The sequence below is a fragment of the Halanaerobium saccharolyticum genome (assembly GCF_003259895.1).
Lineage (GTDB): Bacteria > Bacillota > Halanaerobiia > Halanaerobiales > Halanaerobiaceae > Halanaerobium > Halanaerobium saccharolyticum_A.
On sequence record NZ_QLME01000008.1, the window covers coordinates 24,830 to 51,816 of the forward strand.

General features: G+C 34.7%; 28 protein-coding genes. All 28 read left to right on the plus strand.

Annotated elements, in window-relative coordinates; genetic code table 11:
• Positions 1-13 precede the first annotated feature (13 nt).
• The 28 genes from C7958_RS07015 to C7958_RS07150 all read left to right on the plus strand — a co-directional run bounded on the left by C7958_RS07015 (position 14) and on the right by C7958_RS07150 (position 26,983).
• Positions 14-655 carry a flagellar brake protein gene (locus tag C7958_RS07015; RefSeq protein WP_111571965.1) on the plus strand — a complete coding sequence of 214 codons (642 nt, stop codon included), beginning with the start codon at positions 14-16 and terminating at the stop codon, positions 653-655.
• On the plus strand, positions 656-1,030 hold the full coding sequence (locus C7958_RS07020; RefSeq protein WP_111571966.1) for a hypothetical protein: 375 nt from the start codon (positions 656-658) through the stop codon (positions 1,028-1,030).
• Between the two features lie 26 nt (positions 1,031-1,056).
• Positions 1,057-1,803 (plus strand): sigma-70 family RNA polymerase sigma factor, encoded by a 747-nt coding sequence (locus C7958_RS07025; RefSeq protein WP_111571967.1) that lies wholly within the window; start codon positions 1,057-1,059, stop codon positions 1,801-1,803.
• Between the two features lie 22 nt (positions 1,804-1,825).
• The gene (locus C7958_RS07030) at positions 1,826-3,421 is read left to right on the plus strand and encodes a DUF342 domain-containing protein (RefSeq protein WP_243834291.1); all 1,596 of its coding nucleotides are present in this window, start codon (positions 1,826-1,828) and stop codon (positions 3,419-3,421) included.
• 30 nt (positions 3,422-3,451) lie between these two features.
• Positions 3,452-4,204 (plus strand): flagellar basal-body rod protein FlgF, encoded by a 753-nt coding sequence (gene flgF, locus C7958_RS07035; protein ID WP_111571969.1) that lies wholly within the window; start codon positions 3,452-3,454, stop codon positions 4,202-4,204.
• Positions 4,205-4,337: 133 nt separating this feature from the next.
• Positions 4,338-5,120: a flagellar basal-body rod protein FlgG gene (flgG, locus tag C7958_RS07040; RefSeq protein ID WP_111571970.1), complete on the plus strand. Its 783-nt coding sequence runs from the start codon at positions 4,338-4,340 to the stop codon at positions 5,118-5,120.
• Between the two features lie 38 nt (positions 5,121-5,158).
• Positions 5,159-6,130, plus strand: coding sequence for a flagellar basal body P-ring formation chaperone FlgA (gene flgA / locus C7958_RS07045; protein ID WP_111571971.1), 972 nt, complete (start codon positions 5,159-5,161; stop codon positions 6,128-6,130).
• A gap of 14 nt (positions 6,131-6,144) precedes the next feature.
• Positions 6,145-6,729 carry a flagellar basal body L-ring protein FlgH gene (locus tag C7958_RS07050; protein ID WP_111571972.1) on the plus strand — a complete coding sequence of 195 codons (585 nt, stop codon included), beginning with the start codon at positions 6,145-6,147 and terminating at the stop codon, positions 6,727-6,729.
• Positions 6,730-6,750: 21 nt separating this feature from the next.
• Positions 6,751-7,884 carry a flagellar basal body P-ring protein FlgI gene (locus tag C7958_RS07055; protein ID WP_111571973.1) on the plus strand — a complete coding sequence of 378 codons (1,134 nt, stop codon included), beginning with the start codon at positions 6,751-6,753 and terminating at the stop codon, positions 7,882-7,884.
• A 40-nt stretch (positions 7,885-7,924) separates the two neighbouring features.
• On the plus strand, positions 7,925-8,251 hold the full coding sequence (locus C7958_RS07060) for a rod-binding protein (protein WP_243834285.1): 327 nt from the start codon (positions 7,925-7,927) through the stop codon (positions 8,249-8,251).
• A gap of 143 nt (positions 8,252-8,394) precedes the next feature.
• Complete coding sequence (locus tag C7958_RS07065) at positions 8,395-8,922, plus strand: tryptophan transporter (protein ID WP_111571974.1); 528 nt, start codon at positions 8,395-8,397, stop codon at positions 8,920-8,922.
• 61 nt (positions 8,923-8,983) lie between these two features.
• Complete coding sequence (locus C7958_RS07070) at positions 8,984-9,517, plus strand: tryptophan transporter (RefSeq protein WP_243834286.1); 534 nt, start codon at positions 8,984-8,986, stop codon at positions 9,515-9,517.
• 157 nt (positions 9,518-9,674) lie between these two features.
• On the plus strand, positions 9,675-10,109 hold the full coding sequence (locus tag C7958_RS07075) for a MarR family winged helix-turn-helix transcriptional regulator (RefSeq protein ID WP_111571975.1): 435 nt from the start codon (positions 9,675-9,677) through the stop codon (positions 10,107-10,109).
• Between the two features lie 42 nt (positions 10,110-10,151).
• Positions 10,152-12,872, plus strand: a complete 2,721-nt coding sequence (locus tag C7958_RS07080) for an MMPL family transporter (RefSeq protein ID WP_111571976.1) — start codon at positions 10,152-10,154, stop codon at positions 12,870-12,872.
• 36 nt (positions 12,873-12,908) lie between these two features.
• Positions 12,909-13,727, plus strand: a complete 819-nt coding sequence (locus tag C7958_RS07085) for an outer membrane lipoprotein-sorting protein (protein WP_111571977.1) — start codon at positions 12,909-12,911, stop codon at positions 13,725-13,727.
• Between the two features lie 31 nt (positions 13,728-13,758).
• Positions 13,759-15,162, plus strand: coding sequence for a DUF1302 family protein (locus C7958_RS07090; RefSeq protein WP_111571978.1), 1,404 nt, complete (start codon positions 13,759-13,761; stop codon positions 15,160-15,162).
• 221 nt (positions 15,163-15,383) lie between these two features.
• Positions 15,384-15,554, plus strand: a complete 171-nt coding sequence (locus C7958_RS07095; protein ID WP_111571979.1) for a DUF362 domain-containing protein — start codon at positions 15,384-15,386, stop codon at positions 15,552-15,554.
• A gap of 238 nt (positions 15,555-15,792) precedes the next feature.
• Positions 15,793-17,022, plus strand: coding sequence for a serine hydroxymethyltransferase (locus tag C7958_RS07100; RefSeq protein ID WP_111571980.1), 1,230 nt, complete (start codon positions 15,793-15,795; stop codon positions 17,020-17,022).
• Between the two features lie 76 nt (positions 17,023-17,098).
• On the plus strand, positions 17,099-17,917 hold the full coding sequence (locus C7958_RS07105) for a Cof-type HAD-IIB family hydrolase (protein ID WP_111571981.1): 819 nt from the start codon (positions 17,099-17,101) through the stop codon (positions 17,915-17,917).
• 103 nt (positions 17,918-18,020) lie between these two features.
• Positions 18,021-18,683: a hypothetical protein gene (locus C7958_RS07110; RefSeq protein WP_111571982.1), complete on the plus strand. Its 663-nt coding sequence runs from the start codon at positions 18,021-18,023 to the stop codon at positions 18,681-18,683.
• Positions 18,684-18,723: 40 nt separating this feature from the next.
• On the plus strand, positions 18,724-19,698 hold the full coding sequence (locus tag C7958_RS07115) for an ROK family protein (protein ID WP_111571983.1): 975 nt from the start codon (positions 18,724-18,726) through the stop codon (positions 19,696-19,698).
• The gene (gene hprK / locus C7958_RS07120; protein ID WP_111571984.1) at positions 19,691-20,608 is read left to right on the plus strand and encodes an HPr(Ser) kinase/phosphatase; all 918 of its coding nucleotides are present in this window, start codon (positions 19,691-19,693) and stop codon (positions 20,606-20,608) included. Before C7958_RS07115 ends, hprK begins: the two co-directional genes overlap by 8 nt.
• 26 nt (positions 20,609-20,634) lie before the next feature.
• Positions 20,635-21,573, plus strand: coding sequence for a glucodextranase DOMON-like domain-containing protein (locus tag C7958_RS07125; protein ID WP_111571985.1), 939 nt, complete (start codon positions 20,635-20,637; stop codon positions 21,571-21,573).
• Positions 21,574-21,599: 26 nt separating this feature from the next.
• Complete coding sequence (locus C7958_RS07130; protein ID WP_111571986.1) at positions 21,600-22,568, plus strand: squalene/phytoene synthase family protein; 969 nt, start codon at positions 21,600-21,602, stop codon at positions 22,566-22,568.
• 47 nt (positions 22,569-22,615) lie between these two features.
• Positions 22,616-23,464 carry an RNase adapter RapZ gene (gene rapZ, locus C7958_RS07135; protein WP_111571987.1) on the plus strand — a complete coding sequence of 283 codons (849 nt, stop codon included), beginning with the start codon at positions 22,616-22,618 and terminating at the stop codon, positions 23,462-23,464.
• 48 nt (positions 23,465-23,512) lie between these two features.
• Positions 23,513-24,793: a gluconeogenesis factor YvcK family protein gene (yvcK, locus tag C7958_RS07140; protein WP_111571988.1), complete on the plus strand. Its 1,281-nt coding sequence runs from the start codon at positions 23,513-23,515 to the stop codon at positions 24,791-24,793.
• A 67-nt stretch (positions 24,794-24,860) separates the two neighbouring features.
• Positions 24,861-25,784 carry a DNA-binding protein WhiA gene (gene whiA / locus C7958_RS07145; RefSeq protein WP_111571989.1) on the plus strand — a complete coding sequence of 308 codons (924 nt, stop codon included), beginning with the start codon at positions 24,861-24,863 and terminating at the stop codon, positions 25,782-25,784.
• Positions 25,785-25,933: 149 nt separating this feature from the next.
• Entirely contained in the window at positions 25,934-26,983 is a 1,050-nt protein-coding gene (locus C7958_RS07150) for a sugar-binding transcriptional regulator (RefSeq protein ID WP_111571990.1), read from the plus strand.
• Positions 26,984-26,987: the final 4 nt, after the last annotated feature.

Sequence of the window (26,987 nt, forward strand, 5' to 3'; positions counted from 1 at the left end):
TGGAGTTGAGAATATGAAGCAGTTAGAAATAAACCAAAAAGTCGAAATTGAGGTTTTAACAGGCACCTATCAGGGAAACTATTTGAGCAAAGTTGCTGATTTTGTGGAAGCAGGAGTTATTATTACCGGTCTTTATCGGGAAGGATCACCACTTCCAATTAGACTTAATCAGCTGGTTAATGTTTATTATACTACTGATCGGGCGGCCTATAAATTTGAATCAAAAATTTTGAAAAGAACCAATAAGCCGATACCATTACTGTTAATTGAGGAGTCTGATTCAGTGACCCGGATTCAGCGGCGTGATTATTTCAGGCTGGATGTTACCGGTACAGTTGATGTCTATAAAATGATTGAGGATAAAAATTATCCTAAAAAGCTTGCTGAAGCTCGTCTGCAGGATATAAGTGGCGGCGGAATTGGGATTCAGTTAAAAAAGAAATTTGAAAAAGGGGAAGAAATATTAATTAATTTAAAGAACATTTTAAAACCAAAAGAATTTATTAAATCAAAGATAGTAAGAATCGACAGGGAAAATAATGAACTCTATAATTATGGAGTTGAATTTTTGAAAATAGAAGAAGAGCAGCGAGAAGAAATTATTCAGTGGATTTTTGCCTATCAGAGAAAAAGCAGAAAAAAAGGTTTGAGATAGATGTTAGTAAATTCACTTATTATGGGGTTAATTACATATACAGCTGCAGTGGTTTATAATTTACTGGTCCGGAAAAGCCTGGAAACTGTATTCTATTTAGGTTTAAGATTTCTTATCTATACAACTTTAATGGCTTTATTTATTCAATTAAGCTTTTATCTTATTAAAAATTACAATTCCGAATCTGACCAGGAAGAAGCAGACGATTCTGAGGAAGAAATTACTGATTTATCGCCAGAAGCAGAAGAAAATACAGAGACCTCAGAGTTCGAAAATCAGGAGTTTGAAGAATCTGCAGTTGATAATGAATTTGAAAGTGAAGGATTTTCAGCACTTAATACAGAGGATTTTGATTATCAGCAAAGCAACAATTAATATATACTTACTAAAGGAAGATTATTATGGCTGTAGATAAATCACTATGGAAAAACTACAAAGTTAATGATAATCAACAGGCCAGAGAGGAAATTATTTTAAAACATCTGGGACTGGTAAGATATGCTGTGGGAAGAATAATTATCATGCTTCCAGATCATATTGAGGCTGAAGATTTAGAAAGTTATGGGATTATAGGTTTGATTGAGGCTCTGGAGAAGTTTGATTATCAAAGAGGAGTTGAATTTTCTACTTTTGCCTTACCCAGGATTAAGGGAGAAATTTATGATTATTTAAGAAGCAAAGACTGGCTGCCTGATAATATGCGCCGGGAACTCAAACTGGTAAAAGAAGAAAGAGAGAATTTTAAAGCTGAAACAGGCAGAGAACCAGATCAATCAAAGCTAGCAGAGCTGGCAGGAATCAAAGAAGATAGATTGAATACTATAGAAAGACACAGTCAGCTGGCTAACTGGATTTCGCTTTCCCATGAATTTGAAGGTGTGGAATTAATGGAATTAATTGCTGCTGACTTAGATCAGGCTGTTGATAAACTAACAGATGAAGAAGCACTAAATTTATTGACCCAAAAGCTTGAGCTGCTTTCGAAAAATGAAAAACTGGTTTTAACTTTATATTACTACGAAGAATTAACTCAGGTCGAAATAGCAGAAGTAATGGAGCTGTCTGCTGCAAGGGTTTCCCAGATTCACAGCCAGGCAATCCGGCGTTTAAGGGGAATGTTAAGTAGATCAAAAGAATATTTTTTCTAATGAGAGGTAGGTAATCAAAGTGATGAAAGAGCAGGTTGATCGAAAAGACAAAAATTGTCTGCTTAAGTTTACTGAAGATGAGGTACTACTAAAGTTAAGGTTAGAAAACAATCCGGATATAATGGAAATAGAGGATTTTCTAAAAAAACATAGCATTATGGAAGCAGATTATGATAAAATAAAAGATAAGCTGACTATTCAGGATCAAAACTGGTTTAAAGTAGCTGAAAATATTAATTTACCTTCAGAGGATGATAAAATAAATATTGAAACTTCCAGTGATGGTTTAAAGGCTGTGCTTGATTTTACTCCCGGCAGAGATGGCAGAGAAGTTACATATGAGGATCTAAAAGAACTTCTGGCTGAAAAAAATATTAGTTATGGTATAAATGAGTCCAGGATAAAAAAAGTATTAAAAAGACGCCAGCCGGTCAGTAAAGAGGTAATAGCTGAAGGAGAAGCCGCTAAACCAGGTGAAGATGGATATTTAATTTACCATTTTGAAGAAAAGGAAAAGAAAGTTGGTACAATGCGGGAAGATGGAACAATGGATTTTCACTCCAAGAATTTAATAAATAATGTTCGTAGGGGTGAAAAAATTGTAACTCTGGTTGATCCAACTGAAGGGGAAGCCGGAATAGATGTTTTTGGTAACGTGATAGAACCTCCAGCTTCAAAAGCAGTTAAACTTCCCAGAGCTAAAAATACTGTCAGTAAAGATGATAGTGTCTATGCTGCTAAAGATGGCCAGATAGTTAGAGACGGCCAGAAAATATCAATTGATCCTGTCTACCAGGTTCGAGGTGATGTAGATCTGGAAGAAGGTAATATTGATTTTGTTGGTAGTGTTAAAATCGGCGGTAATGTGCGAGAAGGTTTTATAGTTAAGGCTTCCGATGATATCGAAATAGGTGGTAATGTTGGAGCTGCAGAAATTGAAAGTGGAGGCAGTGTTTTAATCAAAAAAGGATTTTTAGGCAGAAACAAGGGCAAAATCATTGCTAAAGGTGATGTAAATGCTCGTTTTGTAGAGAATGCCGAGATAAAAGCGAATAATGTCCGCATTCATGAGGCAATTATGCACAGCCACGTAACCGCTAAGGACAGTATTATTGTCAATGGTGGTAAAGGTTTAATTGTTGGAGGGCGGGTAATGGCTCAAAATATAATAGAAGCCAATATGATTGGTTCCAGCCTGGCTACAAAAACATATGTAGAAATTGGTCTTGAACCAGAGTTAAGAAAGAATTTTAAGGCTGCCAAAGATGAGCTGGAAACAGTGGAAGATAACCTTGATAAGGTCAATAAGAGTGTTGATTTATTAAAAGCAATGAAAGAAAAAGGGATAAAATTACCCCCTAATAAAAAAGAAATGTTTACTAAATTAAAGACAACTAAAGATGAGCTTGAAACGAGAAAAGTAGAACTGAAAGAAGAGATTGAAGAGTTAGAAGAACAGCTTACCGCTTCTGATGAAGCAGTTATTAAAGTTAATAATTGTATTTTCCCCGGGGTACAGCTTTTAAGCAGTAAAGATAAAATGATAATCAGAAATAAAATATCAAGATGTGCCTTTACCGAGGTGAATAAAGAATTAAGACAAAAAACTAATGCTTAAGAACAATCAGAAATAAAAGGAGGTGTTAAAATGATTAGAGGTTTATATACAGCTGCTTCCTCGATGGATGTGCTGGAGAAAAAGACAAATATTCGCTCCAATAATCTGGCTAATGTTAATACAAATGGTTTCAAAAAATCAGAAGGTATCACCCGCTCATTTCCAGAAATGCTTTTAAGTCGAATTGAAGCTGGTAAAGTTGATCAGGAAATTGGTGAATTATCAACTGGTGCTTATCTGGAAAATTCTTTTAAAGATATGTCCCAGGGGGCTTTTCAACAAACCGGAAATAGTCTTGATTTTGCGGTTGAGGGAGCAGGCTTTTTTGTAATTGAAACTGAAGCAGGCGAGAGATACAGCCGGGATGGCAATTTTACCATTAATGCTGATTCGGAGCTTGTAACTCAGACTGGAAATCATGTTTTAGATACTGCAGGTGAGCGAATTCAGTTAATCCCTGATCAGGATTTTAGAGTCAGTGCAGATGGACAGATTACTTTTAATAATGGTCTGCAGGGGGCTCAAATTGATCTTGTTAATTTTGAAGATGAGGCAGAACTGGTGCAGGAAGGTGATAATCTCTATGCCGCTCAGGATGGAGCAGCTGTCGTAGAAAGTGAAGCTGGAATAGCTCAGGGGTATTTAGAAGGATCCAATGTTAAAATTGTAGAAGAGATGGCAAAGATGATTAAGACTACCCGTCATTATGAGTCAAATCAAAAGGTGATTAGCAGTATTGATCAATCATTAAACAAAGTGATCAACGAAGTAGGACAGGCGTAAATATTTACTTAAATAGAGCCGGACCTGAAGAAGGAAGCTCTTTACTGCTGTTGACCGAAAGAGACGGCAGTTATTAATTAAGCTAAGTATTTATGATGTCTGCTTCAACAAAATATAATTGAGGTGGAAAAATATGATTAGTGCACTATGGACATCAGCAACAGGAATGAACTCACAGCAGACTAATATTGATGTGATTTCTAACAATCTTGCAAACGTAAATACAAGTGGATTTAAAAAATCAAAAATTAATTTTGCAGATTTAATTTATACCAATATGAGACAGCCCGGCACACCTAATGCTCAGGGAGCAGAAATACCCACAGGGATTGAGATTGGACATGGTTCAAAAGTTAACAGTACTCAAAAAATATTTACTCCGGGAAATATTCAAAATACAGATAGTCCTCTAGATATGCTTATTGAGGGAGATGGTTTTTTTAGAGTTCAGCTGCCTGATGGTAATTTTGCTTATACAAGAGACGGTTCTTTTAAACAGGATAGTAATGGTAATGTAGTTACTTCAGATGGTTATCAGATTGACCCTGGTTTTCAGATTCCTCAGGAGGCAACAGAAATTGCAATTACTTCTGATGGAACAGTAAATGCTATTGTAGATGGCGAAAACCAGCAGTTGGGGCAGATTCAGTTATATCGATTTGCAAATCCAGCCGGTCTTTCCAGTGAAGGACGGAATTTGTATACAGATACAGTTGCTTCTGGACAGGCAATGCAGGGAGTTCCTGGTCAGGAAGGTTTTGGTACAGTTACTCAGGGATTTTTAGAAATGTCTAATGTTAAGGTAGTAGAAGAAATGGTTAATATGATTGCAGCTCAGAGAGCTTATGAGACAAATTCTAAGTCTATCCAGGCTTCAGATGAGATGCTGCAGACTGCAAATCAGTTAAAGAGATAATAAATTATGATTAAAGCAGTAGTAAGAGGTGTAAAATTTTGAAGAAGTTAATCATTATCCTGACAGTTTTAATATTTGGAATTACAACTTTTAGTGCTGCTGCTTTCGAAATCAAAATAAATGAAGAAGTAGAGGTCAGTGCTTTGGAGATTACCCTGGCTGAAATAGCAGAAATTAGAGCTCCGGAGCTTTCTGCTGCAGCGGTAGAAGAGTTAAGAAATTTAAGTTTTAAATCTTCTCCTAATCCCGGCTATCAAAAAAGATTGAGTCGGGTGCTGGTAGAGTTAACTATTCAAAATCTGGGTTATAAAAAAAATCAATTTAAGCTGCAGATGCCGGGAACTGTAATTGTCAGCCGCAAAAGTTCTGTGATCACTGAGGCAGAAATTGCTGCCCAGGTTGAAGATTATCTAAAGTCTAATCTTGATTTTGAGGCAGAACAGCTGATAATTGAAAGCAGGTCTTCTCTTAATCAGGTTGAAATACCAGCTGGAGATTATGAACTGAAGGTTGCCGAAAATCAAAGTTTATCACTTCCAAATACAAATGTAAAGCTGGAAGTTTGGCAGAATGGTGAACAAGTGCGCGGTGTTTTTTATCCGGTTAAAATTAGTCTTTTGCTTGAGATTCTAACTGCAAGCAGGGATTTGAGTATTAATTCCAGGATAAAAAAATCGGATTTTGAAATAAAAGAACAAAAGATTTCTGGTGACCCAGAAAAGTTGATTAAGGATTGGTCAGAGATTGATTTAAATAATGTGCGGCTGTCACGGTCTTTAAAAAAGGGGGATATTTTAAGATCAGATAATTTAAAAGTTCCCTATGTGGTAAAATGGGGTCAGAAATTAAATTTAAGGCTTAGTGTTAATAATATTCATGTTTCTACCTTTGTAGAAGCTAAAGAAAGAGGAAGAATTGGTGAGATGATAACTGTTGAAAATCTAAATAGTGGTTATCAATTCCAGGCTGAAGTGGTTTCACCAACTGAGGTTAAAATGATCTCAGATTAAGTGAGGTGCAAAAAATGAGTTTAAAAAAATTAAAAGTAGCAAGTATAATACTATTAATTGTTTTTATAGCCGTTTCTCCAGCAGCTTCAAAATCGCTCTGGAGTGATAATTCTAAAGATTTATATCAGGATTATCCAGACTATGAAATGGGTGATATTATCACCGTAGTTATTGAAGAAGATGCAAGTGCCATTCAGAGTGCAAATTCGGATGCCAGTCAGAGTAGTGAATACAGTGCTCAGGAGGGTGGAGGTATTTTAGATTTCCTGCCATTTTTCGATTTTAGTTACTCTGATTCGGAAACAGCTGATGGCGCAACCCAGAGAAGTGGAACTCTGGAGGCAGATATCACTACACAGGTTGTTGAGTTAGCAGAAAATGGTAATTTAAAGATTCAGGGTAAAAAAAGAGTGAAAATTAATGGAGAAATCCAGACAATAGTTTTAGAAGGAGTTATTAGACCTCAGGATATTAATTTTGATAATGAGGTTTCTTCTAAAAGAGTTAGTAATGCCAATATAGAATATGAAGGTGAGGGTGTTGTTGGAGATAAGCAGGCCCCGGGAGTTCTAACCAGATTATTCAATTTTATTTTTTAAGCATTTGAAAGAAGGGATAGTTTGTTTAATTTAAAAAATCAAAGAAATTTAGTTATTATATTTATATTTATGATCTCAGTCTTAATTATTTTTAATGCAGCTGCTGCAGCTAATAATCCCGAAGTTGAAATTGGGAATATTACCAGAATTAAAGGCCAGCGTGTAAATCAATTAATTGGTTATGGTATTGTAGTCGGTCTTAATGGTAGTGGAGATTCCAATCGAAGTCAGGCTACAGTCCAGAGTGTTGCTAACATGCTGCAGAATTTTGGGGTTAATGTAACTGACAGTCAGGTTGCAAGTCAGAATATAGCTGCCGTGATGATTACTGCAGAGCTGCCAGCTGTTGCTCATAATGGTGATGAGCTTGATATAACAGTTAGTTCAATTGGTGATGCAGATAGTCTGCAGGGAGGAACACTTCTTTTAACACCACTACAGGCTCCAAATGGACAAATTTATGCTTCTGCCCAGGGACCACTTTCTGTAGGTGGATACAGTGTTGGTGGTGGAGGTAATCAGGAACAACAGAATCATCCCACTGTTGGCAAGATTCCGGGGGGAGCTTTAGTCGAAAAAGAAATTAATTCAAGGCTGGATGATGATAATTTAACATATGTACTGGCCAATCCAAATTTTAGAACTGCAAGTCAGATTGTGTCAACAATTAACAGTAATTTTGGTGATGGTACAGCCCGGGCTGCAGATGCTTCGACGATTAATATTTCAATGCCAGATAACTTTAATTATGGGATGGTCGATTTTATTGCTGAGCTCAACAGCTTAAAGGTTACTCCATCTGTGAAAGCAAGAGTGGTAATTGATGAGAGAACTGGTACTGTAGTTTTCAGTCATAATGTTCATATCTCGACTGTTGCGGTAGCCCATGGAAATCTGTCTGTTAGTATTACAACTGATGAAGAAGTTTCTCAACCACCTCCATTTAGTGAGGGAGAAACAACAGTAACTGAAGATGTTCAAATAGAAGTTGAAGAAGGTCAGGAAAGTAATATGTTAATTGTTAGTCAGGAAAACACTATTGAAGATTTAGTTACAGCTTTAAATGCAATTGGAGCAACCCCGCGGGACATTATTTCGATTATCCAGAAAATTGATGCGGCTGGATCTCTACATGCAGAACTAGAAATACAATAATCATTTTTATAATTACTGCTATTTTAAAAAGAAGGTGAAAATGGTGGAGTTAAACAATAATTATCATCAAATTGCTCAATATCAATTAAATAATCAGCAGCAGCTGCAGGCTCAAAGCAAGGTTAATTCTGCTGCCAAAAATGAAGAAAAATTGGAAGAGGTAGCAGCAGAATTCAGTTCTATATTTATTGAAAAAATGTTTTCAGCCATGAAAAAAACACTCTCAGATGAGAAAATGATTGATGGTGGATATGCAGAAGATGTATTCTCTGATATGCTGTACAGAGAATACAGCCAGATGGCTGGTAAGCAGGGAATGCTGACTGAACTTAATCAGGCTCTGGTTGAGCAGCTGAAAAATTCCTGATTCTGGTTTGATTTATTTCAGATAAATATTTTGACAATTTACAATAACTGATGTATAATATTATACAATTAGAAAAGTTAATGGAGATTAGCTTTTAGATGAGTTGAGATGAGAAATAATTATATGAGGAGAGATGAGTTGAGATGAGAACAAAAGATTTAGCACAGGCGTCTTTGTTGGTGGCAATTGCAATGATTTTGAGGTCTCTGACACCTCCAATATTTTTGGGGATGAAACCTGATTTAACTTTAACAATGATGTTTATTATTTTGATTGTTAAAAGGGATATTAAATTGGGTTTTCTGGTAGCTTTAGCGACAGCAATTTTTACAGCTTTAACTACTACATTTCCGGGTGGACAGATCGCTAATATAGTTGACAAATTACTTACTTTTGTAATTGTTTATAATCTGATATCAGTATTTAATAAGTTTATGCAGAGAAAAACTTTAGCTGGTGTCACCACAGCAGTGGGTACAATTATAAGTGGTAGTATTTTTCTAACTATTGCCTCAATGCTGGTAGATTTACCTGCACCTTTTTCTGCCTTATTTATAAGTGTGGTTTTACCGGCAGCAGTTGTTAATACAATAGCTGCAGTTATTTTATTTAGTGTTGTCGATTTTGCAATTGATGTGGAATATAATCAGGTGGAAAACGAAACACTATAAGCTGAGAACATTTTTTAAGTGAGATGAGATGAGTAAAAACAAAAAGGAGAGATGAGTTGAGATGAGAATTAGTACAAAAGATTTAGCACAGGCGGCTTTGTTGGTAGCGATAGGATTTATTTTACATGCTTTTTTTCCTCCAATTGTAATGGGGATGAAACCTGATTTTGCTTTAGCGATGATGTTTATTTTATTAATCATCAAACAGGATTTTAAATTAGGATTTTTAGTTGCAGTAGCTACTGGGATTTTTACTGCTTTAACTACAGGTTTTCCTGGAGGCCAGGTGGCAAATATGGTAGATAAGCTGTTAACATTTATGATAGTTTATCCCTTAATTCCAATTATAGTTAAACTGCCATCTAGAAGATTATCTACCGGAATTATAACAGCTTTTGGTACAATGTTGAGTGGAGGAATTTTCCTCGGTACAGCTGCTTTATTGGTTGGCTTACCCGGTCCATTTACTGTATTATTTTCTACAGTAGTAATCCCGGCAGCAGTTGTAAACACTATCACAGCAGTTATAGTATTTAGTGTAGTTGATTTTGCAATGGATGTAGAAGTAGAAGGTACTGAAAACGAAGCTGTATAATTGTAATTTTTAACTAACCTCTCAATTTTATGAGGGGTTATTTTTTTTTGTCTTTTTAATCTAATTCTAATCAATTTTAGTTGCATCCTCAACTAAAATATGATATTATTTTTATAGAGATAGTTGAGGATGCAACTAATTTTAGAGAGGTGAAATAATGAGAGTTGATGCTCCGATTGGGAAATGGATCGCTAAGTTGTATAAAAATCATGATCAATATGTGGATAATTTGTTGGAAGATTATAATTTAAATCATAGTGAAGGGAATTTACTAGTTTATTTATATAAAGATGGAGATGGAATTAGTCAAAACAAATTAAAAGAGAATTTAGCAGTAGATAAAGCTACAATTTCCAGAGCTATTTATTCATTAATTGAAAAAGATTATTTAAAGAAAAGAAAATCACCAGAAGATGGTAGAGTTAATTTAATATATCTGAGTGAAAAAGCTGAGGCTGTCAAAGAAGAAATAAATGATATTTATCAGCAGTGGTTTCAAATTTTTATTGATAAAATAGGAGAACAGGAAGCTAAAAGAGTACTGGATAATCTAAAAAAAATGTATGAAATTGTTAAGACTAGAGAGAATTAATGAATATAGTTTATATCTTTTTATAAAGCAGGAGGCGCAGTAATGAGCAGAATATTAAAATATAATAAATTTATAGTAATTATAATTTTTTTAATAACTTTATTTTTTCTTTTTCAATTACCCAAGATAGAAATTAATAACGATATTGAAGTATTTTTACCTGATGATCATCCAACAAAAATGAGCAACAATCAATTGAATGATATTTTTGGAGAAAGTGATAGTATAGTAACGGCAGTTAAATTTAAAAATGGGGAGATATTTACTCCTTCTAATTTAGAACGATTATCTGAGTTGAGTTCTGAATTAGAAAACATATCCAGGGTTGATGAAGTTACTTCATTAACAAATGTCGATTATATTGAAGGTAGTTCTGAAGGAATGATTGTGGAAGAACTTGTGGAAGAATTACCAACAAATATAGAAGAAAGTAGAAAAATTAAAAGCAAAATATTAAACTGGGATTTTTATAATGATAATTTGTACTCTGACGATTTCAAATCAACCCAGGTATTAATTAGTCTAAATGATGGTTTAAATAATGAAGAGAAAGAAAAGGCCTATTATCAAATTAAAGATATAACAAATAATTTTAAAAATAGTAATACAGAAGTTTATTTAGCAGGGGCTACAGCTGTTAATGTTTTAATGGGACACAGCATGATTGAAGATATTAAGTATTTAATCCCTTTTATTATAGGAGTTTTGATTTTAGTACTGTATTTATTTTTTAAAAGAAGTTTAGCGGTTGGTTTAATCTTAATGACAGTAATTGTCAGCAGCATCTGGTCTATTGGTTTAATGGCCTATCTTGGCATTAATTTGACTCTGGTTTCAACAGTGATTCCAGTCCTTTTAATTGCTGTTGGAAGTGCTTATGGAATTCATATACTTAGTCATTATTATGACTATATTAATGAATATCAGGGCGAAATTTCAGTATCTGAACAGAAGGAAGTAGTTGTTAAAACAGTAGATAAAATGGGTAAAGCTGTATTTTTGGCAGCTTTAACCACAGTAGCAGGTTTTGGTTCACTGGCCTCTAGTGAGATTGTACCAATAAAAAGTTTTGGTGTTTTTACAGCTTTTGGAATAGCAGCAGCTTTTATAGTTGCATTGTTTTTGATTCCTTCTTTATTGATTATAATTGCTGATTTTAAAGATAATTTTAAAACTAAAAATACTGAAACTGTAGAGTTTAAATACTTCTTAGAAAAACTGCATAATTTTTATTCAAAAAGAAGAATATCTATTATAATAATTGCTATTTTAATTTTAAGCGCTTCTTTTCTTGGATTTGAAGATATAGTTGTAGATACTCCATTAATTGAAATGTTTAAAGAAGATACAGAAATCAGACAGGCAGATAATTTTATTAATGACAATTTTTCTGGAACTAATATAATGAGAGTTATGGTAGAAGGTGAAAAAATGGGAGATCTAAATCATCCAGATATTCTAACCCGGATGGATGGGTTGCAGCAGCATTTAGTTTCTAATTTTGATGAAGTTGGTAAAGTTTCTTCAATAACAGATTATATTAAAAGAATGAACCAGGTAATGAATTATCCGGAAGAAGAAATCACCGATGCTTCTGCTAATAGTGAAGAAAGTACAGAGAGAATTAATGATAGTTCAGAAACCAGTTCCAGTTTTTATGAAAGTAATAGTGAAAAGAGTACATCAAGTTTTTATGAAGAAGAGGAAAAAGAAACGAGTTCAAGTTTTTATAATGAAGCTGAAAAAAATTCTGAAGATAATAGTTCTAGTTTTTATCAAAGTGAAAATAATACAGAGAATGACTCACAACCCGAGAAAAAACTGCTCGAAGGACCTGATAAAGAGAAAAAGATTTCCGAGTATGAATTTATTCAGCTTTTAAATGCTGCTCTGGCAAGAGCAGAAAAACAAGATTTAAATGCAGAAGAGTTAATAAACTTACTAGAAAAAGAAATGAATTATCAAGCTGCAGCTTATTATGAGATTCCAGCTGATTTAGATAAATATGGGGCAGCAACTAAACAGAATCTACAGAATTTGATTTCACAATATTTATTATTATATTCAGGTAGTGTTGACGATTTAATTAATGATCAGTTAGAACCTGATAAAGCTCAAATGTTAATACAGTTAAATGATCCCAGCAATTTAGTTGCTAAAAAAGTTAGAGCAGAAATTTATGATTATAGTGAAAACTTTCCGGAAAAATATAAACTTACTGTTTCCGGTAATGCAACGATGGCTTTAGAAGCTAATGACTTAATAGTCAGCAGTCAGACGAGAAGCATAATGATTTCATTTATTATAGTCTTTTTAATTGTTGCTATTTCCTTTAAATCAGTTATTGCTGGTCTTTATGGGATCGTACCTCTGGCGTTTTCACTTATTATTAACTTCGGTTTAATGGGTCATCTGGGAATAAGATTGGATGTCGGAACTGCGATGGTTGCCTCTATTGCTATAGGTATTGGAGTGGATTACACAATTCATTTCTTGCATTCTTATCATGCTGAAAGAATGAATGAGGATGATCTTCATTTGGTAACTCAAAGAACTTTAACCACTACAGGTAAAGCTATAATTTTCAATGCTATTTCTGTAGCAGCAGGATTTATGGTTCTTTTATTTTCTAATTTTTACCCATTAATCTATTTAGGTTTACTGATTGCAGTAACAATGCTTACATCATCAATAGCTTCGTTAACGATTTTGCCGTTGTTGTTAAATTTATTTAAACCAAAGTTTATCCGTAAAGAATATTAAAGAAATTAATGTAACTTAAAAAGGAGGAAATTTATAATGAAGAAAAAAAAGAAAATTATTTCAATATGTTTACTAGTTTTATTTATTGTCAGTAGTCTAAATATGACGGTTGCTGCCATTGATGGTCGTGAGGTTATGGAAAGAGTTGATGAGCGTGATACAGGTGATAGTAGACATGCCTTAATGGGTATGGATTTAATTGATTCTGATGGTAATGTGAGACCGAGAGTTTTAGAAGTTTGGTCTCAAAAGGTTGATTTTGAGAGAGATCTGGATCATACTGTCATGGTTTTTCACGAGCCTTCTTCCATTAAAAACACAAGATTTTTACAAAAAGAAAATGATGGTGAAGATGATGATCAATGGATATATTTACCTGATTTAGGCAGAGTGCGTAGGATTTCTGGTGGTCAGGGTGGTGATTCATTTATGGGATCAGATTTTACCTATGATGATATGAAATCCAGAGAAATTGATGACTTTGATTATGAATTATTAGATGAAGAAGAGTTCAATGGTTATGAGTGCTATGTAGTGGAAGCAACTCCAAAAAATCCAGAAGACGAGCAGTATGCAAAAACTATAAGCTGGGTTACTAAAGAGCATTATATTCCAGTAAAAGTTGAAATGTATGATAAAGATAGTGAAGAACTTTATAAAGAAATGAGAGTCGAAAGTGAAGTTAAAAAAATTGATGGTATCTGGACAGTATTTTCAACTTTAATGACAGATTTAGATAGTGGCCATAAAACAAATTTATATGTCAAAAAGCGAGATAATAATTACCTACTGGAGTATAACGTTGATATTAATGATAGAAGATTTACTCAGCAGTTCTTACAAACTGGTAGATAGAAGCTAGACTTACCCGGGGGAGGGGTTTTAGATGCGGAGAAACATTTATAAATCAATAGTCTTATTTGTACTACTTCTGCTTTATTTAACTGTTCCAGTAGCTGCCTTTGATGGTGGTGATTTTTATGAAAGTAAAGCTGAAACTGAAAGTGTAGAAATAAATGGTGAAATTGAACCTCAATTTAGAGTTTTTTCAGACAGTGGAGATATAGAAGAAAATTTAAAAGGAGATCTGGAGTTTGTTTATCCAGGTAATAAGCATGAGTTTAATGTTTTAATTGATTATCAAGTTGGAGCAGTAGAAGAAATTGATTTTAATGAAGTGAATTATAAATATTATGGAGAAAAATATAATTTTACTGTTGGTAAAAATATTGTAATCTGGGGAAAAGGTGATAAAGTTCATGTTCTAGATAATATTAATGCGGAAGATATGAGTGACTTTATAAATCCAGAATATAAAAAGCGTCAAATCGGAGAAGAAATGGTTAAAGTTGATCGCTTTTTTAGAGGTGGTAGTGCTAATTTAGAATTTATTTACACACAAGATTTCACCCCGAATCGTCTGGCAGAAGATCCAGATAGTCCTTTAGGAAACTGGATTATTAATCCATTCTCAGCAGAAATGAATCTATCAGATCTAGAAAGAGCTACTGGTTATAGTCCAGCTGAGATTATTAATAGGGTAAAAGATTCGATACCTGATGAAGATAATCAGTTTGGGTTAAGATTTACTGACAGCCGGGGTGGAACAGATTATGGTTTTAGTTATTATAAGGGTTATTTAAGAGAGCCCAGTTATGATAAGGCAGCACTTGCGTCAGAATTTGAAGCTTTTGAAAATGGTAATACCAGCTTTGACTCTGTTTTAGCAGCAGCTGATCTGCAGTACAATGAAGTTGATGTCTTTGGCTTTGAGCTGGCTCGAGTAATTGCTGATATTAACAGCCGTTTAGAGTTAGCATATTTCAGAACTGATGATACTGAGGGCAGTGATCCAAGAGTTAGAAATAACAAGATCGCCTGGGTAATTGGTGGAGACCGTGATCTTCCTATCAGTAATCTTAATTTAAATCTGCAGTTTACAGGTGAGACAATACTGGATGATGATCAGATAGATCAGAATATAGCTGCAATAAATGGAGAGCAAACTAATATTGATCTGCAGTATGCTGAGGATGGAGATTATACGACAAATAGAGCCGTTTTGAAATTAGAAGATAGTTATCAAAACGAAAAGATTATTCCCCAGCTCACCTGGGTCTATAACTTAAATGAACAGGATTATACTCTGGAAGCAGCAGTTGATTATGAACTAAAACAGGATTTAGTTTTAACATTTTCTCATAAAATCTTTAGAGGTGAGCAGGATACTACTTTTGGTCAATTTGAAGATAATGACTATTCAGCTTTTAGATTAAGTTATAACTTTTAAAGATTAGGATTAAGAAATTAGAGAAAATATAGGGTCAGGCTAAAATTTCTACTTATTCAGAGGAATTTTAGCCTAAGCTCATTTAAGCAGAAAATATTATTAATAAACCAATTTTCAAAATTGTAAAGCAGTTGACATTTTAGTACTCTCTGGGTATAATAGTTTTGTGAACTTTTTACAAATATTTTTAAAAAAGCTGAATAGCAGGAGGTGAACAATAAATGGCTCATGTAATTTCTGATGGTTGTATTATGTGTGGTGCCTGTGCACCAGAATGCCCTGTAGATTGTATCAGTGAAGGAGATACTCAGTATGAAATCGATGCGGACGATTGTATCGATTGTGCAGCTTGTGTATCAGTTTGTCCGGTAGATGTTATTAGCCAGGCATAAGTTTATAAATTTTTGAAAAAACCGGGGGCTTTTCTCCGGTCTTTTTCATTTTAAGAAGTCAAATTTCTAAATTTTAGTAAAAAAAGAAGCTAGAAATCAAGCAGGATTTAATGTTATTTTAGCGAAGTATATTTATATATTAAGAGAAGTGTAATTAATATAAATCAATTAAAGTCTTAAGCGTCATTGTTAGTACATAAATAAGTTTTTATCACTAAATTAAGGAGATGAGCTTTGAATGCAGGAACTTAAAAAAATTGATCCGGAAATAGCAGCTATTATTGCAGAAGAAGAAAAAAGACAGGCTCAAAATATTGAATTAATTGCTTCAGAAAACTTTGTTAGTTCTGCTGTAATGGAGGCTGCTGGTTCAGCCCTGACCAACAAGTATGCAGAAGGTTATCCTCACAAAAGATATTATGGAGGCTGTGAGGTGGTTGATAAGGCAGAAGAACTGGCAATTAAAAGGGCCAAAGAATTATTTGGTGCTGAACATGCTAATGTCCAGCCCCATTCTGGTTCACAGGCAAATCAGGCGGTATATTTTTCTCAGGTACCACAAGGTGGAACCATTCTGGCAATGGACCTAACTCACGGCGGACATCTAACTCACGGCAGCCCGGTTAATATGTCAGGTAAATATTATAATTTTGTTCATTATGGGGTCACAAAAGAAAAAGAAATTATTGACTATGATCAGGTAAGAGCTCTGGCCGAAGAACATCAACCGGATTTGATTGTTGCTGGAGCCAGTGCCTATCCCAGAGTAATCAACTTTAAAACATTTAAAGAGATAGCTGATTCAGTTGGAGCATTGTTTATGGTAGATATGGCACATATTGCAGGTCTGGTAGCTGCTGACTTACATCCAAATCCTGTGGGAGCAGCAGATTTTGTAACCACAACAACTCATAAAACTTTAAGAGGAACTAGAGGCGGTATGATTCTCTGCAAAGAAAAGTATGCCAAAGATATTGATAAGGCTATTTTTCCGGGACTGCAGGGAGGACCGCTGATGCATATTATTGCAGCCAAAGCTGTTTCATTTAAAGAAGCTCTAACAGCTGAATTTATGGAATATCAGCAGCAGATTATTGACAATGCTTATACACTGGCGGAAGAATTGAAAAGTTATGGTATGCGGCTTGTATCTGGTGGAACAGATAATCATATGATGCTTGTTGACTTAAATAATATGGAGATAACCGGTAAAGAAGCAGAGGAAGCTCTAGATAAAGTTGGAATTACAGTTAATAAAAACACAATTCCCTTTGAGACTAAAAGTCCTTTTGTAACCAGTGGAATTAGAATTGGAACTCCAGCTGTTACAACAAGGGGCATGAAAGAAAAAGATATGAAAAAAATTGCTGAGTTTATTTTTGAGGCTTTAAAGAATCTTGATAATGAAACAGCACTTAAAGAAATGAAAAAAGAGGTTTATGCGTTTTCTGCTCAGTTTATGGAATAGATTTGAGATAAGCTAATACTTAATTGGGCCGGGGAAACCCGGCTGTTTTTTTAGAATATAAGAAAAAGGTGATATAATGAATGTTAAAATGATTGTTTTTGATCTGGATGGAACTTTATTGGATGCAGAACATCAGCTTCAGGAAAAAACTATTGCTGCCGTTAAAATGATAAGGGAGAAAGGAATTAGAACCCTGGTGGCAACAGGCAGAATGTACTGTTCTGCTAAACCTCATACCGATAAACTGGAAATTGTAGATCCAATAATAACCTATAATGGTGCTCTAGTAGTTGATCCAAAAAATCAACAGCAGATTTTTCATGCACCTATTCCTTTAGAAATTGCAAAAAAAATCACAAAAATGGTAGTCGAAAATGATTATCATCTGCAGCTGTACATTGATGATCAATTATATGTGGCAGAAGAAAATGAATTTACTGATAGATATGAAGAAATATCGGGAATCAAAGCTAATGCTGTGGGTAATCTTGATCAGTTTTTAAGTGCTGAACCGACAAAAATGTTGATAATTGAAGAGGATAAAACCAAACAGGTTGAAATAAATAATTTTTTAAAAAACAATTTTGCAGATGAGATTGAACTGTCTTCTTCCTATCCATCGTTTATTGAGATTACAAAAAAAGACATGTCTAAGGCAGTACCTATCAAAAAACTGGCAGCAGATTTTAAGATTAAACAGCAGGATATTATGATTTTTGGAGATGGCTTAAATGATCTGACAATGATTGAATGGGCCGGTCAGGGTATTGCAATGCAGAATGCCCATCCGGAACTGCAGGAACATGCTGATGATACAGCCCCCAATCATGATGATCTTGGTATTGCAAGATACTTAAAAAAATATTTTAAACTTGATCTTGACCTGGAAATTTAAAATAGCTGAGAAAAGCTATCAGAATTATGCATTTATAAACTATATATGTTATAATTAAAGTTGGTGGTTGAGCTGAGTATTTGAGGAAAATGGAGGGGTTTATTTGGAAATTTTTTCGATTTTAAAATCTACATTTAAAGATTTCTATGAATATTTGTTTAAACTGGTGCTGCTAAGTGTAGCCTGGTTTGTTATTAGTTCTGTCTTATTGTTTGCGGTTTTTATTGGTTTACAGAGCGGCTGGTATTTAATTATTCTATTACCACTTATTTTTTTAGGACCAGTATTTTTAACTTCACTTTATGGGGCTAATGAGATTTTAGAAGAGGGAAGAGTTGCTTTTAAATCACTTTTTAGCTATTTCAAAAATAATTTTTGGCGTGGATTTTTAGTTTTCTTGATTTCGGTTATTTTATATATTGTTTTTGTAGTAGATTTACGTTTCTTTTTAATCAGAGGACAGGAAAACATCTGGCTTTTAGCATTTGCTTTTTTATTTGCTTATTTATTAATTTATTTTTCAATTTATCAGGCTTATTTGTGGGGGTTGTTGATTATTCAGGGAGATAGATCACTTACAGACATTTTTAAAAATGCTGTTATTCTCAGTCTGGATAATGTAGTCTTCTCACTGCTCTGGTTTCTGTCAATTTTCTTATTAACGGTACTTTTGTTTGTGATCGGTATTGGCCTGCCGGCAGGATTTATCGGAATTATTGGCTTATTAATTATTCAGGGAACTAAAGAAATGCTAGCAAAATATTAAAATACAATCATTTAGAAGTTTATCTGAGAGGGGAATAGTAATGAAGGAATATTATTTAGGGCTGGATCTTGGGGGAACAAAAATTCTCACTGGTCTGGCTGATAGTGAAGGAAAGATTATTACAAGATCTCGTAGAGATACTGAAGCTGAGCTTGGAGAAGATAAAATAATAGAAAATATGATTGCAACTATAGAAGCTGTACTTGAAAAAGCCGATGTTGATCGCGACCAGGTTAGAACTCTGGGGATTGGCAGTCCTGGGCCCCTTGATGCCAAAAAGGGGATCATAATTGAAAATGCTAATTTACCCTGGAAAAATGTACCGTTGGTTGAAAGAATAGAGTCAGCACTGGGAATCAAGACTCTCTTAAAAAATGATGCCAATGCAGCTGCTCTGGGTGAAAAATGGTTTGGAGCCGGTAAAAGTGTTGACAATATGGTTTACATAACTATTTCTACCGGTATTGGTGGAGGTGCAATTATTAATAAAGAACTATTTACTGGAATTAATGATAATGCCTGTGAAGTGGGACACACAGTGATTGACCCCAATGGACCGCTCTGCGGTTGTGGAAATCACGGCTGTCTGGAGGCTTTTTCCTCTGGAACTTCTATTGGTAAGAGAGCAAGAGAAGCTGCTGCAGCAGGACAGAGCAAAGAAATGCTGGAGCTAGCAGATAATATTGTTGAGGATATAGATGCAGTTATCTGTGCTCAGGCTGCCTACCAGGGTGATCAGGTAGCTAAGGAAATTTTTGAGAATGCCGGTTATCACCTCGGGATTGGTCTGGGTAATGTTGTTAATACATTTAATACTGAGATGATAATTCTGGGTGGAGGAGTAATGAAGGCCTCAGATTTATTCTTAGATAAAGCAATTAAAACTATGGAAGATATAGCCCTGGCTGGATCTTTAGAAATGGTAACGGTTAAAGAAGCAGAACTGGGTTCTGATATTGGTTTAATGGGTGCTATAGCTGTAGCAATGGAAGACAGGTTGAAAAAAAATGATTGATGAAGATAAAGTATTAGTTCTAGATATTTTTAACCGCTTTGATCTGGAAATCAAAGCCGGTCGTTCAGGTATTAAAAGAGAGGTTAAAGTTAGTGATATTAAACGACCAGGAATTGAACTGGCCGGTTTCTGGAAGCACTTTGTACCGGAGCGGGTTAATTTAATTGGAAGAACCGAGCTTTCTTTTCTGCGCGGACTTGATGAGCAGATACTGCAGGAGCGGATTGAAGAATATGTTGATTATAATCCGGTCTGCATTATAGTTGCCCGGGGAGAGCATATTCCTGATTATCTGCTGGAGAGAGCAAATCAAAAAGGGATTCCTGTTCTTTCGACAGAAATTTCTACAACCAGATTTAGCAGTATGCTTTTAAACTATCTGGAAGAAAAATTAGCACCTGTTAAGGTTATTCACGGTGTTCTGGTAGATATTTATGGAATAGGAGTCTTAATTAAAGGCCAGAGCGGAATTGGAAAAAGTGAGACAGCTATTGAACTGGTTAAAAGAGGCCACCGCCTGGTTGCTGATGATATAATTGAAATCAAAAAAATAGGTGAGCTTCGTTTGAATGGTACAGCTCCCAATAATTCTCGTTATTTTCTTGAGATGCGCGGAATTGGAATAATTAATGTTAAAACTTTATTTGGGGCGGGAGCAGTAAAACACGAATCTCCAATTAATCTTGCCATTAAATTAGAAAGATGGAAAGATGGAGAAGAATATGAAAGACTTGGTATTGACAGCCGCAAAACAGCAATTATGGATTTAGAAATTGACGAGATTGTAATTCCGGTAAAACCCGGTAGAAATTTAGCTTTAGTATTAGAAGTGGCAGCCATGAATTATAGAATGAAAACAATGGGCTATAATGCTGCAGTTGATTTTACAGAGAATATAATGAATAGATAGATAATGTTTTTAGTAGAGGTGGAAAAATGGCTTTTAAAAAAATAAAAAATAAAAGGCAAAAATTAATAATCCTGTTTATTATCTGTCTTTTCATTTTGCCTGCAGCAGTTAGTGCAGAAAATTATAAAGTGATTTTTAATCACCTTGATGGAATTGGTGATGATTATGGTCCTGGAGATTATGAATATCCTCAGAATCATATCTTCCAGAATAAAGGTCATTTATTTGATTTGAAGGCGATGACTATTTTTGAAGGAGAAAATGAATATAAGATTCGTTTTTCTTTTTCAAATTTAACTGATCCCTGGGGAGCTGAATTTGGATTTTCATTACCTTTAATAGAAATGTATATTGATCATCAAAGTGGGGGTAGTAATCAAATATTTCATGAGGGAGCAAATGTCAGCTTTAAAGAAAATTTCAACTGGAATAAATTCATAAAAATAAGCGGCTGGTGGGTTAGAGTATTTAATCCGAATAGTGAAAAAGAAAATTTAATGAATATTAATGAGTTATCACTTAGTGATCCGGATTCAAATGGAAATCTTAGTTTAAGTCGAAAAGATAATGATCTATTTTTAAAAATACCTAAAAGTGAGATTGATTCGCTGGAAAAGAGTAGAATTGTTGTCATGGTGGGCAGTTTTGATCCTTTTGGTTATGATCATTTTCGTTCTCTATCCAGAACTAAAAGCTACTGGCAGGTATATTCGGAAAATGAGATTTTGGATTCAAAATCTCCCAGACTTCTTGATCTTTTAGTTCCTGGAGGTCAAAGTCAAAAAGAAGTATTAAGTGGTCAATTACCAGAACTGCCGTATCTAAAAGTTGAGAGTGAGCTGCCGGTCAGAGAGCCAACTCTGGTAGATAAGCTGCAGCCTTTAAATAAAATTTCTTTATCAATACTTTTTCTTTACATACTATTTTTAATTTTTGTGATTTATAAATTTAAGTACCATAAATAACTTTGAACTTTTAAAGAGGTGAGATAATGACAGCAGAGCCAATGAAATACGCCAGAGAGATATTAAAAAAAGTATCCCGCAGTTTCGCTCTGACAATTCCTATGCTCGATGACCAGATCAAAGATGAAGTCCTTCTGGCTTATCTCCAGGATAGAATTTTAGATAATTTTGAGGATGAAATTCATCCACCTGATCTTAAACTACAGCAGGAAATGATGGATCGAGTCAGCAGAATATTTTCTCCAGCAGAATATGATCGCAGTTCTGATTTTGCAATTATTAAAGAAAAGAGCAGTTTAATAGAAAAAGATTCACTGCGGGAATTAAATGAAAATATTGATTTGATCTACAGGAGTTATCAGAGTTTTGTTCCTGAAATTCAGGAGATTTCTCATAAATGGCTGCAGGAAATGAATCAGGGAATGCAGAAATATTTAAGCAGAGAAGTAGAAACATTTGCAGAACTGGATGAATACTGTTATTATGTTGCTGGTACAGTCGGAGGATTTTTGACTGAAACTATTATTTATAAATTTGAAATTGAGGCTCAGAATGAAAAAATATTAATGAATAATTTTAACCAGGCAGGTCTGTTTCTGCAGAAAGTTAATTTGATTAGAGATATCAGAGAAGATTTAGAGAGTAGAGATAAGCATTTCTGGCCTTTAAAAGATCTAGGAATTACTGAAAAAGAACTTGCTGATTCCCAATCTGAAGAACAGGCGCTTGCTGCTTTAGAGCAGATGCTGGCAGATTTAAAAACTCACATCCCAGCTTTAAAAAAATATTATCAGGCGCTGCCGGCTGAACTTAAAGGCTATAAAAAGTTTTTTGCTGTTAATAATGCTCTGGGCCTGGCAACCATGGATAAGCTAAAAAACAATTCTGATGTATTTTACGGGAATAAACCGGTCAAAACTTCTAAATTAACTTTTTTAAATATAATGCGGGCTCCGGAAAAATACTTTCTGGATCATATAGATCAATATCAATAATAAATTCAAGAATATAGTTTTTGTTTTAGGAAGGAGAATAATTCCAGATGGATTTTTTACTTATTACGGGCATGTCAGGAGCAGGAAAGTCTCTGGCCTTAAATTATTTTGAAGATAGAGGTTATTTTTGTGTAGATAATTTACCGCCAGCTTTAATTTCAAAGTTTGCAGAATTATGTCTGCAGTCAGATTTAGATAAAATTGCTCTTGTCAGTGATATTAGGGGACGAGAGTTTTTTAATGAACTTTTTGCGGAACTGGAAAAAATAGAAAAAATGAACTTAAATTATAATATTCTTTTTCTGGAAGCTTCAGATGAAGTTTTAATCAGAAGGTATAAGGAGAGTAGAAGGCGCCATCCACTTGATGAAGAAGGTAGAATTCTGGATGCCATTGAGCGAGAAAGAAAATTGTTAGAAGAACTGCGGGGAAGGGCCACTAAAATAATTGATACTGGAGAATTAAAAATTTCAGAACTGCAGGAAGAACTGAATCAATTATTTTTAGCGGAAGCGGATAAGAATTTACTGCATTTAAGTTTAATTTCCTTTGGTTTTAAGTATGGTATTCCCAGAGATGCAGATCTGGTAATGGATGTCCGCTTTTTACCTAACCCTTATTATGTAGAATCTTTAAGAGAAAAAACAGGTAATGATCAGGTAGTTCAGGATTATGTCTTAAAATGGCCGATAACTGATAAATTTTATAAAAAGTTTTTTGATTTAATAGATTTCTTACTGCCGGAATATAAAAAAGAAGGTAAAAGTCATCTATCTGTTGCCATTGGCTGTACTGGTGGTAAGCACCGTTCAGTTACCACAGTCAATAAGCTGGCAGAATTTTTAGCAGACAAAGAATTTAATATTAATCTAGAACATCGAGATATCGAAAAATAAAAGTTTTATTTGAGCATTAAAAAGCAATTATTAAAAGGAAGTGTAATTATGAACCTGCCAAAATGGTTTTTTCCAGGTTTAGGTGTTAAAAGATGGTTTTTGGTAATAATATTTGCCTTTATATTAATTAGTCTGGGAATTACCCCTTTGTTTGGTTTTGATTTGAGTGTTTATGTAGCTAAAAATTTATTAGTTATTTTAAGTAATATTTTTGGAAATCAGGCAGGATTTATTCTCAAATTTACTGCAGTGATAATGATTTTAAGTGGTATTGCTTTAACTTATTATTCATTAATTAAGATCAGATCAGAATTTAATACCCATATTACGCCAAATGGAGAAATACTGGATTTATTATATGAAAAAAGAAGATCTAATCGAGGCCCAGAAATAGTTGCTTTTGGTGGTGGAACAGGTCTTTCTAATCTTTTGCGCGGCCTTAAAACAAATAGTGATAATCTGACAGCAGTCGTCACGGTAGCAGATGATGGTGGTAGTTCGGGACGCCTGAGAGATGAAATGGGTATCTTACCACCTGGTGATATTAGAAACTGTCTGGTAGCTCTTGCTGACAGAGAACCGTTAATGGAAAAATTATTTCAGCACCGCTTTGAATCAGAAGGGGGGCTTGAAGGTCACAGCTTTGGTAATTTATATATTGCAGCAATGACTGAAGTGCTGGGTGATTTTGAAGAAGCTGTTAGAGCCTCCAGCAAAGTTCTGGCAATCAGGGGTAAGGTTTTACCAGCTACTAATGAAGATATCAAGCTGGGAGCAATTTACCATGACCAGGAAGAAAGAATAGGAGAATCTGCTATTCCAGTTTATAATAAGGAGATTAATAGAGTCTTTTTATATCCAGAAAATGCGAGTACTACTCCTGAAGTAAGAGAATCTATAAAAAAAGCAGATGTGATTATTATTGGTCCTGGAAGCCTTTATACCAGTATTTTACCAAATTTGCTGGTAAAAGGGATTGCAGCAGAAATCAAAAAAAGTGAGGCTCTGAAATTATATATTTGTAATGTTATGACCCAGCCAGGAGAAACAGATGGTTATACTGCCGCTGATCATGCTCAGGCAATAATAGACCACTGCGGCAGCGGAGTTTTTGATTACATGATCGTTAATAATCGTCAGGGAACTGCAGAACTACGCCAGAAATATGAGGCTGAAGGGGCTTATTCGGTTCAAATAGATCATCAGCGCTTAGAGGAGCTGGGTGTTAAAATTATTGAAGCAGATCTCTTAAAAAAAGACAGTTATTTGCGACATGATCCCCAGGCACTGGCAGATCTAATATATGATTTGAATAAAAAATACAACTAAAATAGATTAAAAATTTAAAGTAATCATTTAGTTCAAACAACAATTATAGATTTTAAAGGTGATATAAATGTCTTTTACTGATCAGGTCAAAGAAGAATTAACCCATAAAGATAAGTTTGATTATCAGGAACAGCTGGCTGAACTTTCAGCCTTAATTAGAATAGATGGTTCAATCCAGATTTCAAACAAACATCTGGCTGTTAAGGTCACACTTTATCATGGGAATCTGGCCCGCAGAATTTATTCCTTAATTAAAGAGCGTTTTGGCTTTAGTATTGAGATCAGGGTCAGACAGGATAGAAGATTTAATTTAAGCCACAGCTATGATATTATCGTAACACCTCAGCCAGGTGTGAGAGAATTTTTGCTGGAACTCGGGTTTTTAACTCCGGCTAATAATCTGGTTTTTCATATTAAAGAAGAATATTTAGATTCCCGCAAATTATCTCAGGCATATTTACGAGGCTTATTTTTAGGAGGAGGCTCGGTTAACAGTCCTCAGAGCGAATATCATTTAGAATTCCGCTGTGAAAGGGAGAGTGTGGCAGAAGACTTAAAAGTTTTACTGGCTAAATTCGACTTAGAAGCACATCAAACCGAGCATAAAGGTTATCAGGTAATTTATTTTAAGAGCTATGCTGAAGTAGTAAAGGTTTTAAATATAATTGGAGCCCATCAGGCAATGCTTAAAATGGAAAATGATCATATTGTCAAAGAGTTGAAAAATGATGTTAACCGCCGGGTGAATTTTGAGACAGCAAATCTGGAAAAATCAGTTTCAGCAGCTATGGACCAGCTGGAATATATTGATATTATAGAAAGAAAAGAAGGACTGGAAACATTAAGTCCCGGACTGCAGGAAATAGCTGAACTCCGCAGAGCTAATCCGTATGCTTCCTTAAAGGAATTGGGAGAAATTCTGGACCTCAGCAAATCCGGGGTCAATCACCGTTTGCGAAGAATTAAAAAAATTGCTCAAGATTTAACTTGAAATTATTTTAAAAGATGATATAATATTAACTGGAAGTTGAAAAAACAATATCAAAACTTGCTGCTGATTTAAAGATCAGCTTAGTTTTTGGCTGTATCGGGACAATTTTGTTCCATTTGGACAAAAACGTTCCAGCTCGGAGGTTAAACATGAATAAACTGTTTAAAATTCAGCAAAAAATTGTACCGGAAATTGTTAAGACAGCCCAGCAAAGATACAATATTTTACGCGGTATTTATTATAATCAGCCAATTGGCAGAAGAGCCCTGGCCAAAATCTTAGGTCTCAGCGAAAGAACCATCCGCAATGACCTGGAGTTTTTTGAAAAAAATGCTTTGATAACTATTACTCCTGCAGGTACTCAAATAACTAGAATTGGAGAGGAATTTCTGATAGAATTAGATGAGTACATAAAGGAATTAAGAGATATCAGTCATTTAGAAAAAAGACTGGAGAATATTCTGGGGATAGAAAAGGTAAAACTGGTGAATGGGGCTGTTCCAGCCGGAGATTTGAAAGCAGAAATTGGACGTATGGCCTCACAGCTTTTACAGCAGGAGATTAAAAATGGGGATATACTTGCTGTAACAGGAGGGACGACTCTGGCCCAGGTGGCATCTGAGATGAGCTACAGTGCAGAATCTAGAGATGTAACGGTGGTTCCTGGTAGAGGGGGTCTGAGTGAGGATGTCGAAATTCAGGCCAATACAATTGCTGCCAAGATTGCTAAAAAACTTGGGGGCAGCTATCATCTGCTACATATTCCGGACAATATGGCTGAAGAAAATATTTATCACATAACTAAAGAACCGACAATCAAGAGAACTTTAGAAATTTTAAAAAGAGCCAACATTTTAATTCACGGAGTCGGAACTGCTGAAGATATGGCGGGACGCCGGGGAATGGATGAAAAGGAGATAAAGGATCTCATTAATGCAGGAGCAGTTGGTGAAGCCTTTGGTTTTTATTTCAACTCTCAGGGTGAGATAATTTATTCAACGACAAGTGTTGGTTTAAATCTGGATGATCTGCAGACAATTAATAAAGTGATTGTGGTTGCAGGCGGAGAAAATAAAGCGGAGGCAATAATTTCTGCAGTTTCTCCTAAATACCAGGATATTTTAATTACTGATGAAATTACGGCCCGAAAAATTATCTCTTTTAAAGGAGGTGAGGCTGAAGACAGGCTGGCAAACTGAAATC

Bases quoted from the DNA above. Each gene is read 5' to 3' on its own strand.
- C7958_RS07015 (WP_111571965.1), top strand. From the start codon at position 14: ATGAAGCAGTTAGAAATAAACCAAAAAGTCGAAATTGAGGTTTTAACA.
- C7958_RS07020 (WP_111571966.1), top strand. From the start codon at position 656: ATGTTAGTAAATTCACTTATTATGGGGTTAATTACATATACAGCTGCA.
- C7958_RS07025 (WP_111571967.1), top strand. From the start codon at position 1,057: ATGGCTGTAGATAAATCACTATGGAAAAACTACAAAGTTAATGATAAT.
- C7958_RS07030 (WP_243834291.1), top strand. From the start codon at position 1,826: ATGAAAGAGCAGGTTGATCGAAAAGACAAAAATTGTCTGCTTAAGTTT.
- flgF (WP_111571969.1), top strand. From the start codon at position 3,452: ATGATTAGAGGTTTATATACAGCTGCTTCCTCGATGGATGTGCTGGAG.
- flgG (WP_111571970.1), top strand. From the start codon at position 4,338: ATGATTAGTGCACTATGGACATCAGCAACAGGAATGAACTCACAGCAG.
- C7958_RS07050 (WP_111571972.1), top strand. From the start codon at position 6,145: ATGAGTTTAAAAAAATTAAAAGTAGCAAGTATAATACTATTAATTGTT.
- C7958_RS07060 (WP_243834285.1), top strand. From the start codon at position 7,925: ATGGTGGAGTTAAACAATAATTATCATCAAATTGCTCAATATCAATTA.
- C7958_RS07065 (WP_111571974.1), top strand. From the start codon at position 8,395: ATGAGAACAAAAGATTTAGCACAGGCGTCTTTGTTGGTGGCAATTGCA.
- C7958_RS07070 (WP_243834286.1), top strand. From the start codon at position 8,984: ATGAGAATTAGTACAAAAGATTTAGCACAGGCGGCTTTGTTGGTAGCG.
- C7958_RS07075 (WP_111571975.1), top strand. From the start codon at position 9,675: ATGAGAGTTGATGCTCCGATTGGGAAATGGATCGCTAAGTTGTATAAA.
- C7958_RS07080 (WP_111571976.1), top strand. From the start codon at position 10,152: ATGAGCAGAATATTAAAATATAATAAATTTATAGTAATTATAATTTTT.
- C7958_RS07085 (WP_111571977.1), top strand. From the start codon at position 12,909: ATGAAGAAAAAAAAGAAAATTATTTCAATATGTTTACTAGTTTTATTT.
- C7958_RS07090 (WP_111571978.1), top strand. From the start codon at position 13,759: ATGCGGAGAAACATTTATAAATCAATAGTCTTATTTGTACTACTTCTG.
- C7958_RS07095 (WP_111571979.1), top strand. From the start codon at position 15,384: ATGGCTCATGTAATTTCTGATGGTTGTATTATGTGTGGTGCCTGTGCA.
- C7958_RS07100 (WP_111571980.1), top strand. From the start codon at position 15,793: ATGCAGGAACTTAAAAAAATTGATCCGGAAATAGCAGCTATTATTGCA.
- C7958_RS07105 (WP_111571981.1), top strand. From the start codon at position 17,099: ATGAATGTTAAAATGATTGTTTTTGATCTGGATGGAACTTTATTGGAT.
- C7958_RS07115 (WP_111571983.1), top strand. From the start codon at position 18,724: ATGAAGGAATATTATTTAGGGCTGGATCTTGGGGGAACAAAAATTCTC.
- hprK (WP_111571984.1), top strand. From the start codon at position 19,691: ATGATTGATGAAGATAAAGTATTAGTTCTAGATATTTTTAACCGCTTT.
- C7958_RS07125 (WP_111571985.1), top strand. From the start codon at position 20,635: ATGGCTTTTAAAAAAATAAAAAATAAAAGGCAAAAATTAATAATCCTG.
- C7958_RS07130 (WP_111571986.1), top strand. From the start codon at position 21,600: ATGACAGCAGAGCCAATGAAATACGCCAGAGAGATATTAAAAAAAGTA.
- rapZ (WP_111571987.1), top strand. From the start codon at position 22,616: ATGGATTTTTTACTTATTACGGGCATGTCAGGAGCAGGAAAGTCTCTG.
- yvcK (WP_111571988.1), top strand. From the start codon at position 23,513: ATGAACCTGCCAAAATGGTTTTTTCCAGGTTTAGGTGTTAAAAGATGG.
- whiA (WP_111571989.1), top strand. From the start codon at position 24,861: ATGTCTTTTACTGATCAGGTCAAAGAAGAATTAACCCATAAAGATAAG.
- C7958_RS07150 (WP_111571990.1), top strand. From the start codon at position 25,934: ATGAATAAACTGTTTAAAATTCAGCAAAAAATTGTACCGGAAATTGTT.